Annotated in this window: 16 protein-coding genes, 1 pseudogene and 1 riboswitch; of the genes and pseudogenes, 1 reads left to right on the top strand and 16 read right to left on the bottom strand. The window is 69.8% G+C overall.

Annotated elements, in window-relative coordinates; all coding sequences use genetic code 11:
- The 12 genes and pseudogenes from VGO10_RS14385 to VGO10_RS14330 all read right to left on the bottom strand — a co-directional run.
- A pseudogene (locus tag VGO10_RS14385) lies at positions 1-364 on the bottom strand (serine hydroxymethyltransferase); the annotation flags it as partial.
- A 26-nt stretch (positions 365-390) separates the two neighbouring features.
- Positions 391-475: riboswitch (ZMP/ZTP riboswitch) on the bottom strand.
- A gap of 6 nt (positions 476-481) precedes the next feature.
- Complete coding sequence (gene rpiB / locus VGO10_RS14380) at positions 482-946, bottom strand: ribose 5-phosphate isomerase B (protein ID WP_327469479.1); 465 nt, start codon at positions 944-946, stop codon at positions 482-484.
- Between the two features lie 65 nt (positions 947-1,011).
- Entirely contained in the window at positions 1,012-1,638 is a 627-nt protein-coding gene (locus VGO10_RS14375; RefSeq protein WP_327469478.1) for an L-threonylcarbamoyladenylate synthase, read from the bottom strand.
- Positions 1,635-2,480, bottom strand: a complete 846-nt coding sequence (gene prmC / locus VGO10_RS14370) for a peptide chain release factor N(5)-glutamine methyltransferase (protein WP_327469475.1) — start codon at positions 2,478-2,480, stop codon at positions 1,635-1,637. The genes VGO10_RS14375 and prmC overlap by 4 nt, the downstream gene beginning before the upstream one ends.
- The gene (gene prfA / locus VGO10_RS14365) at positions 2,480-3,523 is read right to left on the bottom strand and encodes a peptide chain release factor 1 (RefSeq protein WP_327469473.1); all 1,044 of its coding nucleotides are present in this window, start codon (positions 3,521-3,523) and stop codon (positions 2,480-2,482) included. Before prfA ends, prmC begins: the two co-directional genes overlap by 1 nt.
- A 33-nt stretch (positions 3,524-3,556) precedes the next feature.
- Positions 3,557-4,597: a DUF1385 domain-containing protein gene (locus VGO10_RS14360; protein ID WP_327469471.1), complete on the bottom strand. Its 1,041-nt coding sequence runs from the start codon at positions 4,595-4,597 to the stop codon at positions 3,557-3,559.
- 10 nt (positions 4,598-4,607) lie between these two features.
- Positions 4,608-4,823: a 50S ribosomal protein L31 gene (gene rpmE / locus VGO10_RS14355; protein WP_327469469.1), complete on the bottom strand. Its 216-nt coding sequence runs from the start codon at positions 4,821-4,823 to the stop codon at positions 4,608-4,610.
- Positions 4,824-4,866: 43 nt separating this feature from the next.
- Entirely contained in the window at positions 4,867-5,619 is a 753-nt protein-coding gene (locus VGO10_RS14350) for a CARDB domain-containing protein (RefSeq protein WP_327469467.1), read from the bottom strand.
- A gap of 119 nt (positions 5,620-5,738) precedes the next feature.
- The gene (locus VGO10_RS14345) at positions 5,739-7,481 is read right to left on the bottom strand and encodes an electron-transfer flavoprotein:ubiquinone oxidoreductase (protein WP_327469465.1); all 1,743 of its coding nucleotides are present in this window, start codon (positions 7,479-7,481) and stop codon (positions 5,739-5,741) included.
- 4 nt (positions 7,482-7,485) lie between these two features.
- Positions 7,486-8,460: an electron transfer flavoprotein subunit alpha/FixB family protein gene (locus VGO10_RS14340; protein ID WP_327469463.1), complete on the bottom strand. Its 975-nt coding sequence runs from the start codon at positions 8,458-8,460 to the stop codon at positions 7,486-7,488.
- Positions 8,461-8,490: 30 nt separating this feature from the next.
- Positions 8,491-9,285, bottom strand: a complete 795-nt coding sequence (locus tag VGO10_RS14335; RefSeq protein ID WP_327469461.1) for an electron transfer flavoprotein subunit beta/FixA family protein — start codon at positions 9,283-9,285, stop codon at positions 8,491-8,493.
- 119 nt (positions 9,286-9,404) lie between these two features.
- A complete protein-coding gene (locus VGO10_RS14330; protein ID WP_327469459.1) occupies positions 9,405-9,845 on the bottom strand; it encodes a cobalamin B12-binding domain-containing protein in 441 nt (146 codons plus the stop codon).
- A 96-nt stretch (positions 9,846-9,941) separates the two neighbouring features.
- Between VGO10_RS14330 and VGO10_RS14325 the strand changes: the two genes are divergently transcribed.
- A complete protein-coding gene (locus tag VGO10_RS14325; protein WP_327469457.1) occupies positions 9,942-10,181 on the top strand; it encodes a hypothetical protein in 240 nt (79 codons plus the stop codon).
- 4 nt (positions 10,182-10,185) lie between these two features.
- Here VGO10_RS14325 and VGO10_RS14320 read toward each other — a convergent pair whose 3' ends face one another.
- The 4 genes from VGO10_RS14320 to VGO10_RS14305 all read right to left on the bottom strand — a co-directional run.
- Entirely contained in the window at positions 10,186-10,512 is a 327-nt protein-coding gene (locus VGO10_RS14320) for a cupredoxin domain-containing protein (RefSeq protein ID WP_327469455.1), read from the bottom strand.
- A 33-nt stretch (positions 10,513-10,545) separates the two neighbouring features.
- A complete protein-coding gene (locus tag VGO10_RS14315; protein ID WP_327469453.1) occupies positions 10,546-12,216 on the bottom strand; it encodes a methylmalonyl-CoA mutase family protein in 1,671 nt (556 codons plus the stop codon).
- A 37-nt stretch (positions 12,217-12,253) separates the two neighbouring features.
- Positions 12,254-12,757, bottom strand: coding sequence for a MarR family winged helix-turn-helix transcriptional regulator (locus tag VGO10_RS14310; protein ID WP_327469451.1), 504 nt, complete (start codon positions 12,755-12,757; stop codon positions 12,254-12,256).
- 3 nt (positions 12,758-12,760) lie between these two features.
- Positions 12,761-13,177: acyl-CoA dehydrogenase family protein (locus VGO10_RS14305; protein ID WP_327469449.1), on the bottom strand; the 417-nt coding region annotated here is incomplete at its 5' end.

The following is a 13,177-nucleotide window of genomic DNA, read 5'->3' as shown; positions in this document are numbered from 1 at the left end:
TGGCGTCCCCCGGCTGAACGAGCGCGAAATACGCCGCGGCATTGGCCTGCGATCCGGAGTGAGGCTGGACATTTGCGTACGCCGCGCCGAACAGCTTCTTCGCCCGGTCGATGGCGAGCTGCTCGGCGATGTCGACGAACTCGCAGCCGCCGTAGTAGCGCCTGCCCGGGTACCCCTCGGCGTACTTGTTGTTGAGCACCGAGCCCTGACACTCCAGGACCGCGATCGGGGCGAAGTTCTCCGAAGCGATCATCTCCAGCGTCCGCTGCTGGCGGTCGAGCTCCTGGGAGATCGCGTGGGCGACTTCGGGGTCGACCTCCGCAAGCGGGAGGTTGAAGAAGTCGGGGCTCAGATCGGAAGACACGGCGGCAAGGCTCCTTTTACGGTTCCGATGGATGCCCAGGCGCGCGGCAGAACTGAAAGCGTCGCTTCCCGGAGGTCGGTTCCTCCCGTGGCGCCAGTCGCGACTCCTCCGACGGTATCAGCCAACGATCGGAGATTGAACGGCCGAACCGTCAAGCTCTGAGATCTGACCGACGCGGCGCGCGTGGCGCCCGCCTTCGAACGTCGTGCGCAGGAAGCGCTCGACGATCGCGTCGGCCTGATCGGGCGCCAGCCGCGCGCCCGACAGGGTCACGGCGTTGGCGTCGTTGTGGCGCCGGGCCATCTCGACCTCGGATGGATCGTGCGCGTTGACGGCGCGGACCCCCGCGACCTTGTTGGCGACGATCGCCACGCCGACGCCCGAGCCGCAGGCGAGCACCGCGCGCTGGGCCTGGCCCTCGCCGACGAGGCGTGCCGCCTGCTCGGCGTAGGCCGGGTAATCGACCGAGTCGGGAGTCGCAGTTCCGACGTCAACGATCTCGTGTCCCGCGGCCAGCAGCACGTCCTTGACGTGCTCCTTGAGGTGGTACCCCGCGTGGTCGGACCCGATGGCGATGACCATGTGGCGCGCAATGTACAGCGAAGCGGCGTGCAGGGGAACGGCAATGCCCCGACCACGGTCAGTGATCAGGCGATCAGGCCGTCGAGCCTCGCGGCGACGCAGCTGCGCGCGACCGCGCCCTCGCGGACGACGTCCCACGCGCCGTCGAGCTCGAAGCGCCGCAAGTCGACCACCGTCGAGGCCGTGCCGGCCAGCTCGCCGGCGTCGAGGACCATGTCAACCTCGTCACGGATCTCCTCCGGGACATCGGCGAGCCGGTGGGCCTCGGGGCCGCCGGCGAGGTTGGCCGAGGACTGCAGCACCGGCCAGCGCACGGCGGCCAGTGCGGCCGCGGCGGGGCCGAGCGCGGGCACGCGCAGGCCCAACGTCTCGACGTCCGGCCCGCAGGCCAGCGGAAAGCGATGCGCCGGGTTGGGCAACAGCAGCGTGACCGCGCCGGGGAGCAGCCCCTCGAGGGCGGCCACGGTGCGCGGACCGAGCTCGGGCAGCGCGGCGAGCGCGAGCTCCAGCGAGAAGAGCAGGACCGCGGCCGGCTTGTCGGGCCGCCGGCCCTTGATCGCGTAAAGCCGCTGGACCGCCTCGTCGGTGTCGGGGTCGCAGGCCAGGCCGTAGACGGTGTCGGCGCCGAAGAGCGCGACGCCGCCGACGGCCATGCAGCGCTCGAACGTCGCGGCCTGATCGGACGTGATCATCGTTCTCCTACAACAACGCGCTCGTGGCCCGCGAGATCAGTCACCGTGTCGACCTCCGGGAAGCCCGCCGCGACGACGAGCGCCCGGACCGACGGCGCCTGGCCCGCACCGACCTCCAGCGCGACCATCGTCGCCTGCGTCGCGGCCGCCTGCGTCAGCAGCGGACGGATCGTCCGCAGTCCGTCGGCGCCGGCGAAGAGCGCGAGGCCCGGCTCGTGCGCGACGACCTCGGGCGCCATCGTCGCCCGGTCGCCGTCCTGCACATAGGGCGGGTTGGAGACGATGACGTCGAGCGCCGGGTCGATGCCGTCGAGCAGGTCGCCCTGGCTGAAGGACACGTCGAGGCCCAGGCGGGCACCGTTGGCGCGCGCGACGGCGAGCGCGTCGGGGCTGACGTCTGAAGCGCTGACGCGCAGGTCGGGCCGCTCGTCCTTGAGCGCCAGCGCGATCGCGCCCGAGCCCGTGCCGACGTCATGCACCCGCGCGCCCGAGGGCAGCTCAAGCAGCGCCTCGACGAGGTGCTCGGTCTCGGGACGCGGCACCAGCACGCGCGCGTCGACCTCCAGCTCGAGGTGGCGAAAGCCCTTGCGGCCGACGAGGTAGGCGACGGGAACACGCTCGACCGTGCGCCGCCGGATCGCGTCGCGAAACCAGCGCCCGGCCTCACCGTCGACCTCGCGGTCGGGGTCCAGCCACAGCGCCGTGCGGTCGACGCCAAGCGCGTGGCCGAGCAACACCTCGGCGTCCAGCCGCGGGTTCTCGACCTTGGCGCCGTTGAGCGCGACAAGTGCCGAGTCGAGCGCCTCACGGACGCCGGTGCCCGCGAACGGCGAGGGCGCCATCAGGCTGCTTGCTCCTCCAGGCCCCGCCGCTTCTCGTCGTCCTGCAGCGCGGCGGTGAACTCGTCGAGCTCGCCCTCCAGGACCGCGTCGAGGTTGTGGGCGGTGAGCTTGATGCGGTGGTCGGTCACGCGGCGCTCACCGTAGTTGTAGGTCCTGATCTTCTCGGCGCGATCGCCGGTGCCAACCTGGGAGCGGCGCGCGTCGGCGGCGGCGGCCTGCTGCTCGGCGAGCGCCCGCTCGTAGAGGCGCGCGCGCAGGACGCGCATCGCCTTCTCGCGGTTCTGCAGCTGGCTCTTCTCGTCCTGCATGGCCACGGCGATGCCCGACGGCTTGTGGGTGATCCGCACTGCCGAGTCGGTGGTGTTGACCGACTGGCCGCCCGGACCGCCAGAGCGGTAGACGTCGATCTGCAGGTCGTTGGCGTCGATGTGGATGTCGACGTCCTCGGCCTCGGGCAGCACGGCGACCGTGGCGGTCGAGGTGTGGATGCGGCCCTGGGACTCGGTGGCGGGCACGCGCTGGACGCGGTGCGTCCCACCCTCGAACTTGAAGATCGAGTAGGCGCCGTCGCCGGTGATCGAGAACGTGTACTTGCCGTCGCCGACATCCAGCGCCTCGGTCTTGAAGCCCCTGCGCTCGGCGTAGCGGGTGAACATCCGGTAGAGGTCGCCGGCCCAGAGGCCCGCCTCCTCCCCGCCGGCGCCACCCTGGATCTCGACGATGACGTTCTTGTCGTCGTTGGGATCGGGCTCGACCATCGCGAGGCGGATCTCCTCCTCGAGCTCCTCGATACGCGCCTCAGACGTGCGCAGCAGCTCGCGCAGCTCGGGATCCTCACCCTCGGCCAGCAGCTCGCGCGCACCGGCAGCGTCGTCGGTGGCATGGCGCCAGTCCTCGGCCAGTTTGGCAGCAGGCTGCAGGCGCCGGTACTCGCGCCCGACCTCGGCATAGCGGTTGCGATCCGAGATGACGTCGGGCTCGGTGATGAGGCGACCAACCTCGGCGAAACGGGTCTCGATCTGCTCGACGAGGGACTCGATCATCGACGACCGAGCGTACCGATCGACGGCGTCGCGCTAGGCGACGACCTCCATGCCCATCCGATCCTCCTCGGAGGCACCCATTGGGTTCTCCACGGCGAGGACGGCGTTCATGGCGGCGATGGCGACGGCGAGCTGATCGAGGTCGGGCTCGCGCGTCGTCAGCTTCTGCAGCATCAGGCCGGGGTACATGACCGCGCGCACCCAGCGGCGGCGGCGGTTCTTGCCGGCGAACTTGATCAGCTCGAAGGAGATGCCGGCGATCAGCGGCACGCCGACGATGCGCGTCAGCACGAGCCAGTACCAGGCGGGCAGGCCGAGCGGCGCGAAGACGAAGATCGCGACGATCATCACGACGAGCAGGAAGCTCGTGCCGCAGCGCGGGTGCAGGCGGCTGAAGCGCTGCGCGTTTTCCGGCGTCAGCTCCAGCTCGGCCTCGTAGCAGGAGATCGTCTTGTGCTCGGCGCCGTGGTACTCGAAGACGCGGCGCAGGTCGCGCAGCCGCGAGAGCGCCAGCAGGTAGCCGAGGAAGATCGCGGTGCGCAGGAGGCCCTCGACCAGCCAGAAGAGGAACGAGGAGTTCAGCTGATCCTTGATCAGGCTCGTGAGCCCGACCGGGATGACGAAGAAGAGGCCGATCGCGAGCACGAGGGCGACGACGACCGTGCCGGCCCAGACGCCGCCGGAGATCTCCTTCTCGTCCTCGGGCAGCTGCGCGTTGGCGCTGATGCCCAGCGCCTTGAAGCCGATGCCGAGCGACTCGCCGAGCGCGACGACGCCGCGGACCAGCGGCAGCCGCAGCAGGCGGTGCTTCTTGAGCACGGAGATCAGCGGATGGCTGACGACCTCGATCTCGCCGAGCGGGATCTCGTCGACCTCGAGCCCGCCCTCCTTCAACTGCTCGGGCAGCGGCTTGCGAACGGCGACGGCCCACGTGGAGACGCCGCGCATCATCACGCCCTCGAGGACGGCCTGGCCGCCGACGGGAGCGTCGCGCTGTGCGACCAGGGCGTCACCGAACGCACCGTCCCCGACGGCTACTGCTGCGCCGTCGGTGGAGCGCGGTGCGTCCGGCATCGCGCTGGAGCTAGTCCTTCGTGCCGGCGGCGCGAGCCTGGCGGCGCTTGAAGCGGTCGATGCGCCCGCCGGTGTCCATGATCTTCTGCTTGCCCGTGTAGAACGGGTGGCACTCAGCGCACACTTCGACGTGGATCTCGGCCTGCGTCGAACGCGTGTAGAAGTCGTTGCCACACGTACAGGTGACGTGCGAAACGACGTACTCCGGGTGGATTCCTGTCTTCATGATCTCCCTGAGTGTAGCGTCACGCGACCCTCCGGAACCGCTCCTATGCCAGCGGGCAGGGGCGTTGCACGGCGTCGTCGCCCTCGACGCTCTCGGCCACGGTGTTGGCGACGTCAAGCGTGATCGTGATCGTGCTGCCAGGGGTGCACTTCGGCGCGGCGAGCAGGCCGGTCACCCGGCCACCGGCGGGGATCGGCCCGAGCGTGACGGGGTCGGACACGGTGCCGTCAACGGTGATCGTCACGGCAAACGGCGGGGCGTCGCCATGTCCCTCGTTGCCGATCGACACGTCGTAGGCCGCGGTGGTCTTGCTGACCGAGGTCGCGGCGGCGCCGTCCAGAACGAGGTCTGGACGGGGATCGGGCTGCTCGCAGATCGGCGTGGTCCGGACCGTCGTGCGCTGGACGTGGCCCTTGGCGTCGAGCCAGCGGAAGGTGATCACCGCGCGGTAGCCGGCGGGCGCGGTCAGCGCCTCGACGCGCTTGGTGAAGACGAAGGCCTGGCGGCGCGGATCGGACTTCTCCCAGCCGCCCCAACCGGGGACCGCGATCTTCTTGAAGGTCCCCTTGGGCCCGACGCCCAGACGCTGGATCAGCACAAAGCGCATCTGCATGCGCTTGGTCTGGGTGGCTGCCGGCATCGCGCCGGTGAACGCCGCGGCACGTGACGCGTCGTCGGCGCCCGTCGTGCAGGTGGTCGTCTTGGCCGACAGCGTGACCTTGTCGGCGCTGGCCTGCGCGGTCCCGCTGCCGAGAGCGAGGAGAGCGAGCAGGGCGATGAGCGTGGGGCGGCGCATACGTTCTTACGAACAAGAGTACGGGTGCGGGGTTGCGGTCAACGACGAAGGGGCGCCCTTTCGGGCGCCCCTTCGTGCTGCACTGCTCCGGCGTTCGCCCGCGAGCGATCGCCAAGCTTCTAGGTCTGCTGGTAGAGCGGACCGTCGCCGCCCTCGGGCGTCGTGAGGCGCCCGCCCTTGGCGGTGATCGCGCCGCACTGCACGCAGTTGGTGTAGTTGACGATCACGTCGACGTCGCCGTGCTCGGGCGCGTCGTCGGGGATCTCGTAGACCCCGGCCGGGCACATCCACTTCCACGTCTCGGCAACCTCGCGCGGGACGTTCTTCTTGACGCGGATGTGGTTGGGCGCGTCGTCGCGGGTCGCGTTGCCGGTGATGAACACCGACGACAGCTTGTCGAACGTGTACTTGCCGTCCGGCTTGGGATAGCTGTCCTTGGACTTGCCCACGAACATCGGGATGCTGTCGTTGCGGTGCCAGGCCAGCTTGCCCGGCGGGAGCTTGCCCTTGGTGATCTGCGCGAGGCCCGAGAGCGGGCCGCCCAGGAGCAGGCCCTTCTGCAGCGGCTGACGGCCGTTGCGGACCTCGTAGAGCTCCTTGCCGATCGACGACTGCTCGACGGCGTCCTCGTAGGGCTCCAGCGAGGTCTCGCCGTTCTTGAGCGCGTTGTAGATCGTCTCGCCGGCCAGGATGCCGGACTTGATGCAGTGATGGACGCCCTTGAGCGCCAGCGTGTCGACCATGCCGGCCGAGTCGCCGACCAGCAGCGCGCCCGGCATCGACAGCTTGGGCATCGACCAGTAGCCGCCGCCCGGCAGCGCCTTGGCGCCCCAGCCGACCCGCTCGCCGCCCTCGAGGATCCCGCGGACCAGCTTGTGGGTCTTGAACTGCTGCAGCAGGTCGTGGACCGAGGTGGTGGCGTCGGCGTAGTCGAGCTCCACGACGAAGCCGATCGAGACCAGGTCGTCCCCGGTCTTCTCGTCCTTCATCGGGTAGATCCAGGAGCCGCCGACCTGGCCGTACTTCGACGATAGTTTCAGCGGCCACGGGCCCATCGTGTGGATCAGGCGATCCAGCGGCTTGGGGACCTTCCAGATCTCCTTGACCCCGAGCTCCCAGACCTGGGGCTCAGCGCCCGCGGCGAGGTCGAACTCGCGGATCGCGGGACCGGTGAGGTGGCCCCAGCAGCCCTCGGCCAGCACCGTGAACTGCGCGGTGATGTCCGTGCCCGGCTCGAAGTTGCCCAGCGGCTGGCCGTCCTTGCCGCGGCCCTTGTCGCCGGAGCGAACGCCCTTGACGCGGCCGTCCTCGACCAGCAGCTGCGTGGCCGCCGTCTCGGTCAGCACGTAGGCGCCGGCCTCCTCGGCCAGCCGCTGCTGGTAGCGGGCCAGCGCGGAGACCGAGATGACCTCGTTGCCGTGGTTCTTGAACGGCGGCGGCGTCGGGATCCGCAGCGAGATGTTCTCGCTGGGCGTGAGGTACACGGCCTCCTTGTGCACCTCGCCGAAGGCCCACCCCTCCTTGCGCCAGTCCTCGCGCGTCAGGTCGGGGTAGAGCTCCTCCAGCGGGCCGGGCCTGACGACCGCACCGGACAGGTTGTGCCCACCGCAGACCTTGGCCTTCTCGATGACGGCGACCGGGACCTCGCCCAGGCGCTCGAGCGTCTCCGGATCGTCAGCGAGAAGCTGCAACAGGCGGTTGGCCGTGGCCAGGCCCGCCGTGCCGCCACCGACGATGGCGACACCGACCTCGATGCGCTCGTCCTCGTCATCGAGCGTGCGCTTGATGAACTCCTGCTGCGGGTCGACCGGCGGCGGGTACGCCGCCGGCACGACCTTGCCGTTGCCGTTCGAGCCGCTCATGGCGCTAGCCCTTGCGGGCCTTCACCGCCTCGGTGAGCTTCGGCAGGATCTTGTTGAGGTCGCCGACGATGCCGAGGTCGGAGAACTCGAAGATCGGCGCGTTGGCGTCCTTGTTGATGGCCACGATGTTCTCCGAGGCCTGCATGCCGACCTTGTGCTGGATCGCGCCGGAGATGCCCGCGGCGAGGTACAGCTTCGGCGCGACGGTCTTGCCCGTCTGGCCGATCTGCGCCGCGTAGGGGTACCAGCCGGCGTCGACCACGGCGCGCGTGGCGGCGACGGCGGAGTTGCCGCCGAACGCCGAAGCCAGGTCCTCGGCGAGCTGGAAGCCCTCCGCCTTGCCCAGGCCGCGACCGCCGGCGACGAGGATGCTCGCACCCTCGATGTCGACGTCGGCGCCGCGCTGCTCGCCACGGGTGACGATGTTGGCCTGCTGGGCCTGCGTGGACAGCTCGGTCGTGATGTTCTCCACCGGGGCATCTCCCCCGCCGGTCTCCTTCACCTCGAACGCGTTGAGGCGGGCGATGATGATGCCCTTGTCCTTGTAGCGCGAGGTGGAGATCGACGAGTCGCCCAGGATCGGGCGCTCGGCCACCAGCTTGCCGTCGACGACGTTGACGCCCGTGACCTCCATGGTCACGCCGGCGTCGATGCGCGCGGCCAGGCCGGCGCCGATCTCGAAGCCGAGCAGGCCGCCGCCGAAGACGGCGTACTGGTAGTCGCCGCCGTCAAACAGCTTGCCCAGCGTGTCGATGACGGGGCCGGCGAGGCCCTCGGGGCCGTCGGCCTTGTAGACCTTCTTGGCGCCGTACTTGCCCAGCGTGGCGGCCAGCTCGTCGCTGACGCCGGGGGCGACGACGACCGCGTGGGCCTCGCCGCCGAGCTCGCCCGCCAGGCGGGATGCCTCGGCGACCGCGCCGAGCGAGTTCTTGTTGAAGGCGCCCTCGTAGTGGAGCGCGTAGACCAGGATGTTGCTCATCGCTGTGGTTCCTCTCTTCTCAGCCGTCGGCTAGGCCAGGAGCTTGCGCTCGTCGAGCCAAGCGATGATCTTCTGGACGGTGTCGTCGGTGTCCTCGTCCTCGATGATGAGGCCGGCGGACTTGGACGGCGGGGCCTTGAAGTCCCCGCACTGGACGTTGGAGCCCTCGGCGCCGACCTTCGACGCGTCGATCTCGGCGTCGCCGGCGGACACGGCGTCCAGCGGCTTCTTCTTGGCGCCCATGATCGCCTTCAGCGACGGGTAGCGCGGCTCGTTGATCGCGTCGCCGACCGAGATGACGGCCGGGAGCTTGACCTTGACGGTGTCGTAGCCGTACTCGGCCTGACGCTCGCAGGTGAGCTCGTCACCGGCGATGTCGAGCTTGATGACCTGGGTCAGCGACGGCTGGCCGAGGTACTCGGCCACGACGGCGCCGATCGTGTAGCACTCGCCGTCGTCGGACTGCTGACCGAGCAGGACGAGGTCGGGGCTCTCACGCTTGAGGACCTGGGCCAGCGCGTAGCCGGTGGCGGCCACGTCGGAGCCGGCCAGGGCCGGATCGCTCAGGTGGACGGAGCGGTCGGCACCCAGCGAGACGGCCTTGTGCAGCGCGCGCACGGCGGTCTCGGGGCCCATCGTGACGGCGATGATCTCGTCGACCGCGACGGCGCCGCCTTCCTTGATCTGCATCGCAGCCTCGATGGCGTGCGTGTCATACGGGTTGAGGTTCTTCTCTCCGCTGCGATCCAAACGACCCGAATTCGGGTCGATGCGCTTCTGGACGGCGGCGTCCGGGACTTCCTTGACCAACACGGCGATCTTCACGGTGTCAGGGCCTCCTGTGGCGAACGAACGACTGGGATGGTACCCGCTTCGTTGATTGACGAGTCAATCGGGCGCGGTAACCGCACTGCTCCTACGTATGCATCCGGCCGCATGCCGTCCTAGACGACGGAGTCGGACCCGCCGACCCGCGCGGCTTCGACGGCAGACCGGATGAAGTCGATGATGTCCTGCGTGGGCGCGCCCGGCGTGAAGACCTCGGCGACGCCGAGCTCCTTCAGCGGCGCGATGTCGTCGGTGGGGATCGTGCCCCCGACGGTGACCAGCACGTCGTCGATGCCCTGCTCGGCGAGCAGCTTGACGATGCGCGGCACGAGCGTCATGTGGGCGCCCGAGAGGATCGACAGCCCGACGGCGTCGGCGTCCTCCTGGATGACGGTCTCCACGATCTGCTCCGGGGTCTGATGCAGCCCCGTGTAGATGACCTCCATGCCCGCATCACGCAGGGCGCGGGCGATGATCTTGGCTCCGCGGTCGTGTCCGTCAAGCCCGGGCTTGGCGACGACGACGCGGATCTTGCGCTGGGTGGCTGCGGCAGACATGGTCGTTTCCTTCCGGCTGGCGACAGTCCGGAGGCCGCGGGATCGTAGCGCTCGGGGCCAGGATTGCGCTTCCAGACGGATAGGCTGCGCGGCGCGATGGCGGAGATCGAAGTCGGCGACGTGGTCCTGGCGCGCGGTGCGACCGGGCGCTTCCATGCCGTCGTGGCCGGCGTCCGCCTCGGCCGCCTGGCCATCGAGCGGTGCGACGGACGGGCCTCGGCGCCGCTCTCACCGCGCGACGTCGTGACCGTGTACAAGCGTGCCGGCGCGCCGGACTCGGAGCCGCGGGTGAAGCGGCTCCGGCCCAGCGGCCAGCTCAAGCTGGACCTCGAGTAGCGCGCTACTTGACCTTGATGGTCATCTTCATGCCGGGGGCATGGATGGTGCACAAGATGGTGTAGGTGCCCTTCTTGGTCAGCTTCTTAGAGAAGCTGCCCTTGACTTGGGTCGTGGACTTGAACTTCGCCGGGCCCTTGGTGACGGTGACGTTGTGCGGGGCCTTGCCCTTCCACACCCACTTGACCGTCGTGCCCTTCGACACGGTGAGCTTGTTGGCGACGAACTTGTTGTCCTTGACCTGGACGGTCTTGGTGGCGGCGAGGGCCGGGATGGCCAGCGTGCCGGCGGCGAGCGCCGTTGCGGCAGCGGCGGCGATGAGCTTCTTCATGGGACGGGTCTCCTCCTGGTGGCGGGGCGACGGCTAGAACACCGGGGTCTCGGTGTAGGAGCCGAACACCTCCTGCAAGGCTCCGATGATCTCACCTTCGGTCGCGTGAACCCGCGCGGCGTCCAGGAGATGCGGCATGAGGTTGACGTCCTCGCGCGCCGCGGCCTCCTTCAGCGCGGTCAGCGTCTGCTGCACGGGCTCTGATGCCCGGCGGCCCTTGACGGCGGCGACGCGGTCGAGCTGCTTGCGCTCCAGCGCCGGGTCGATGCGCAGCAGCGGCGTCTGGGAGTCGTCGCCTTCGAGGTAGTGGTTGACGCCCACCACGACGCGGTCGCCGTGGTCGATGCGGCCCTGGAGCTCGTAGGACGCGTCGGCGATCTCGCGCTGGCAGAAGTTCTGCTTGACGGCTTCGACCATCCCGCCGAGCTCGTCGATGCGACGGAAGTAGTCGTAGGCCGCCTCCTCCATCCGGTCGGTCAGCGCCTCGACGAAGTAGCTGCCGCCGAGCGGGTCGATCGTGGAGGTCACGCCGGTCTCGTGGGCGATGATCTGCTGGGTGCGCAGCGCGATCCGCACCGCCTCCTCGGTCGGCAGCGCGAGCGCCTCGTCGTAGGAGTTGGTGTGCAGCGACTGGGTGCCGCCGAGCACGCCGGCCAGGGCCTCGATCGCCGTGCGGGTGATGTTGTTGAGCGGCTGCTGGGCGGTGAGGCTGACGCCCGCGGTCTGCGTGTGGAAGCGCATCAGCCACGACTTGGGGTTCTTGGCGCCGAAGGTGTCGCGCAGCTCGCGCGCCCAGATGCGGCGGGCGGCGCGGTACTTGGCGATCTCCTCGAAGAAGTCGATCTGGGCGTTGAAGAAGAAGCTCAGCCGCGGGGCGAAGTCGTCGACGTCGAGGCCGCGGTCGACGGCCTGCTGGACGTAGGTCAGCCCGTCCTTGAGCGTGAAGGCAAGCTCCTGCTGGGCGGTCGAGCCGGCCTCGCGGATGTGGTAGCCGGAGATGGAGACCGGATGCCAGCGCGGCATCGTCTCGGTGCACCACTGCACCATGTCGCCCATCAGGCGCATCGCCGGGTCGACCGGGAAGCACCACTCCTTCTGGGCGATGTACTCCTTGAGGATGTCGGCCTGGATCGTGCCGCCCAACCGCTCGGTGGGCACGCCTTGCTCTTCTGCGGCGACGACGTAAAAGGCGAGCATGATCGCCGCGGGCGCGTTGATCGTCATCGAGACGCTGACCTCGCCGAGGTCGATGCCCTTGAAGAGGTCGCCCATGTCGACGGCGGTGTCGACGGCGACGCCCTCGCGCCCGACCTCGCCCAGCGACATCGCGTGGTCGGAGTCGTGGCCCATCAGCGACGGCATGTCGAAGGCGGTGCTCAGCCCGGTCTGGCCGTGGTCGAGGAGGTAGTGGAAGCGCTCGTTGGTCTCCTCGGCGGTGCCGAAGCCCGCGAACTGGCGCATCGTCCAGAGGCGGCCGCGGTACATCGAGGGGTAGACGCCGCGGGTGAAGGGGAAGCCGCCGGGGACGCCGATGCGGTCCTCGCCGTCGGGGCTGACCGCCACCACGTCGTCGGCCGTGTAGAGCGGCTTGACCTCCTCGCCCGAGAGCGTGAGGAACTCGGCGTCGCGCTCCGGCGTGGCGCCGTAGGCGGCCAGCCACTCCTCGTGGGTGGTGGGGACGACGGGGCGCTGCTGGGTGGCCATTTAGGAGGACTTCCTCATATCTCGTGGAGTCGGGATGTTACGCCAGGAAGTCCCCGGCGTCGAGACGCAGTGTGCGCAGGACGGTCGTAAGTCCTTCCTGCTCGTCGGGCGCCAGCGCGCCGAGGCCGAACTCGGCGGCGTTGAGCGTCTCGGTCGCGGCGCGGGCGGCGGCACGACCCGCGTCGGTGATGACCGCCAGCGTCGCGCGGCCGTCGCGCTCGGACGGGACGCGGGTCACGAGGCCGTCATCGGCCAGCGCGGCGACGATCGAGGAGGCCGAGGTGCGGTGGACCTGCAGGCGCTCGCCCAGCTTGCCGATCGGCAGCTCGCCGGAGCGCGTATAGGAGAGCAGCACGAGCGCCTCGTAGCGCGGGAACGTCAGGCCGTGGGGCTTGACGAGCTCGTTGAGACGCGCCATCAGCACCTGCTGGGCGCGCATGATCGAGGTGACGGCCGCCATCGGGCGCGACGGCTCGGCCCCCCAGCGCTCTTCCCAGTGGCGGCGCGCCTCGGCGACGGGGTCGATCCGCAGCGGCGCCATGGGCTAGCGGGCGGCTTCGCCGAGCAGCGCGCGGGCGATGACGAGGCGCTGGATCTCGCTCGTGCCCTCGTAGATCTCGGTGACCTTGGCGTCGCGGTAGTAGCGCTCGGCCGGGAACTCCTTCGTGTAGCCGTAGCCCCCGAGCACCTGGATCGCCTCACCGGTCTGGCGCCGCGCGACGGCCGAAGCGAACAGCTTGGCCTGCGCGCCCTCGACGGTATGCGGCCGCCCGGCGGTCTTCAGCCGCGCGGCGCGCCAGGTCAGCGCGCGGGCCGCCTCGATCTCGGTCTGCATCTCGGCGAGCTTCTCCTGGATCGCGCCGAGGCGGGCGATCGGCGCACCGAACGCGTTGCGCTCCTTGGCGTACGCGGCGGCCACGTCGAGTCCCGCCTGGGCGATCCCCACCGCCTGCGCGGCGAT

This window comes from Baekduia sp. (assembly GCF_035996765.1).
Classification (GTDB): Bacteria; Actinomycetota; Thermoleophilia; order Solirubrobacterales; family Solirubrobacteraceae; genus Baekduia.
Note: the sequence above shows the minus strand (reverse complement) of the source record. Positions and strands in the feature narration are given on the sequence as shown.

What these genes read in the sequence shown, in the direction of transcription:
- rpiB (WP_327469479.1), bottom strand. Translation starts at nt 946, where the DNA reads ATGGTCATCGCCATCGGGTCCGACCACGCGGGGTACCACCTCAAGGAG.
- VGO10_RS14375 (WP_327469478.1), bottom strand. Translation starts at nt 1,638, where the DNA reads ATGATCACGTCCGATCAGGCCGCGACGTTCGAGCGCTGCATGGCCGTC.
- prmC (WP_327469475.1), bottom strand. Translation starts at nt 2,480, where the DNA reads ATGGCGCCCTCGCCGTTCGCGGGCACCGGCGTCCGTGAGGCGCTCGAC.
- prfA (WP_327469473.1), bottom strand. Translation starts at nt 3,523, where the DNA reads ATGATCGAGTCCCTCGTCGAGCAGATCGAGACCCGTTTCGCCGAGGTT.
- VGO10_RS14360 (WP_327469471.1), bottom strand. Translation starts at nt 4,597, where the DNA reads ATGCCGGACGCACCGCGCTCCACCGACGGCGCAGCAGTAGCCGTCGGG.
- rpmE (WP_327469469.1), bottom strand. Translation starts at nt 4,823, where the DNA reads ATGAAGACAGGAATCCACCCGGAGTACGTCGTTTCGCACGTCACCTGT.
- VGO10_RS14350 (WP_327469467.1), bottom strand. Translation starts at nt 5,619, where the DNA reads ATGCGCCGCCCCACGCTCATCGCCCTGCTCGCTCTCCTCGCTCTCGGC.
- VGO10_RS14345 (WP_327469465.1), bottom strand. Translation starts at nt 7,481, where the DNA reads ATGAGCGGCTCGAACGGCAACGGCAAGGTCGTGCCGGCGGCGTACCCG.
- VGO10_RS14340 (WP_327469463.1), bottom strand. Translation starts at nt 8,460, where the DNA reads ATGAGCAACATCCTGGTCTACGCGCTCCACTACGAGGGCGCCTTCAAC.
- VGO10_RS14330 (WP_327469459.1), bottom strand. Translation starts at nt 9,845, where the DNA reads ATGTCTGCCGCAGCCACCCAGCGCAAGATCCGCGTCGTCGTCGCCAAG.
- VGO10_RS14325 (WP_327469457.1), top strand. Translation starts at nt 9,942, where the DNA reads ATGGCGGAGATCGAAGTCGGCGACGTGGTCCTGGCGCGCGGTGCGACC.
- VGO10_RS14320 (WP_327469455.1), bottom strand. Translation starts at nt 10,512, where the DNA reads ATGAAGAAGCTCATCGCCGCCGCTGCCGCAACGGCGCTCGCCGCCGGC.
- VGO10_RS14315 (WP_327469453.1), bottom strand. Translation starts at nt 12,216, where the DNA reads ATGGCCACCCAGCAGCGCCCCGTCGTCCCCACCACCCACGAGGAGTGG.
- VGO10_RS14310 (WP_327469451.1), bottom strand. Translation starts at nt 12,757, where the DNA reads ATGGCGCCGCTGCGGATCGACCCCGTCGCCGAGGCGCGCCGCCACTGG.